The following is a 1,473-nucleotide window of genomic DNA, read 5'->3' on the forward strand; positions in this document are numbered from 1 at the left end:
TAGAAAAACGGTCACGACACACTTCCGGGAGATTTTTCCCTGTCGCTATCCCTAATTTTGCAGACATCATCTGGATTAATACTGCCATAAGATTTGAAGCCAAAATGACCCACAACAAAGTGTAGCCATACTTCGAGCCTGCAGCGATGTTAGTCGCATAATTCCCAGGATCGATATAGGCGACCGCCGCAATAAATGCTGGGCCTAAAAAGGGTAAAAACCTTCTTACTCCTTTTGCTTCTCCCTTTAAAGAGGATTGGGCATTTGTTTGGAGCGATTGATTACGGTTCACACTTGCCTGTGTACTCTGTTCAACATTCAACGTTTTAACCTCCACATCAGCACTTTACCTAACGTTAAAATGTTTCCTTAACGAAACTTTTTTAGAATGATACTAATTATATGTAGAAGGTCATCATATTGTCAATAAAATCTGAAATAAAAAAATCACCTTAATAAAAAGGCGATCGGAAGATGAACACTAAGACTTTGGCTTAATATTTACTTTAGGATGGTTTTCTGCTTCTTCAATTCCCCGGTTCTTCATTGCCCTTGCCTCATCCAATTCAAGATCCTTTTTCGCTAGCAGCTCCTCCGCGTCATTCGGGAGGTGATGACCGTAGTTGGCCCCGATATTGAGCCGTCCTTTCATTTCCTTTATGCCTAAAGCACCGAAATTATTATGTAATTCAAATTTATCAAAACGTACACGTTCTACATTCAACTTTTCAACAATATAGATGGGTCTAGGATTATTGATGGTCTCTTGCTTTTGCAAACTTTTCAATTCCTCATGCATGCTTGCGACTTTTTGCTTCAATAATTCGATTTCCTCATTCTTTTTATAATAAGACTTGAATATCTTAAGGAAGTGCATGGTTACCCCCTCGCTTTGCACGCATTCCGGGCGGTTAAATGGTTGTCCTAGTAAAAGTTTATTGCTTCTAAGGAAGATTATGAATAAAAGGAGGCTGCTTAATGAAATTCCTGCCGACCGAGATTAACTTGCCACACATGAAAATCAATACGGTTGAAAAACAAAGCTCTGTATCGTTTGGACAAAATTACAAAACCAATCGATATGTCACTTGCAAAAGACAACAAGGTTTTGGCGAACAAAATGGCGACCGTGTTATCACCCATCACCCAATTCAAGGTGTCGTAGATGCGGACTTCTCAGACAATGAGGTAAAATGAGGTACCCCTTCCTTTAAGGCAGGCGGTCCCTCATTTAATTTGAATAGGTGTATAGTTCGATCGCGAACGTCCGACCTTCACTTCAAGTAACCCATTATTGAATTTGGCCTGGATGTTCGATTGATCAGGAGGCTCTGGAAGTTCAATAGACCTCTCAAATTCTCCAACTTGGCGGTCGGACCGCACCAGCTTGAGCCGGTCCCGTAAAGAAGGAACGGTCCCTTTAATCAATATCTGATCCCCGGTGAATGAAAGGTCGACGTCCCCTTTCTGAAT

General features: G+C 41.1%; 4 protein-coding genes. 1 reads left to right on the forward strand and 3 read right to left on the reverse strand.

The genetic code is table 11. The features are described 5' to 3' along the window. Nucleotides 1–292, reverse strand: a 292-nt coding sequence (locus LD39_RS17445; protein ID WP_231572607.1) for an Nramp family divalent metal transporter, incomplete at its 3' end; no start/stop codon positions are given. A gap of 189 nt (nucleotides 293–481) precedes the next feature. Next, nucleotides 482–877, reverse strand: a complete 396-nt coding sequence (locus LD39_RS17450; protein ID WP_035550700.1) for a hypothetical protein — start codon at nucleotides 875–877, stop codon at nucleotides 482–484. 101 nt (nucleotides 878–978) lie between these two features. On the opposite strand from LD39_RS17450, the gene LD39_RS17455 reads away from it, so the two are divergent. After that, the gene (locus tag LD39_RS17455) at nucleotides 979–1,197 is read left to right on the forward strand and encodes a hypothetical protein (RefSeq protein ID WP_035550703.1); all 219 of its coding nucleotides are present in this window, start codon (nucleotides 979–981) and stop codon (nucleotides 1,195–1,197) included. A gap of 30 nt (nucleotides 1,198–1,227) precedes the next feature. On the opposite strand, the gene LD39_RS17460 is transcribed toward LD39_RS17455, so the two are convergent. Then, the coding region (locus LD39_RS17460) for an Hsp20/alpha crystallin family protein (protein ID WP_197061451.1) at nucleotides 1,228–1,473 on the reverse strand (246 nt) is incomplete at its 5' end.

Origin of the sequence: Halobacillus sp. BBL2006, from assembly GCF_000786645.1 — a bacterium.
Classification (GTDB): domain Bacteria; phylum Bacillota; class Bacilli; order Bacillales; family Halobacillaceae; genus Halobacillus.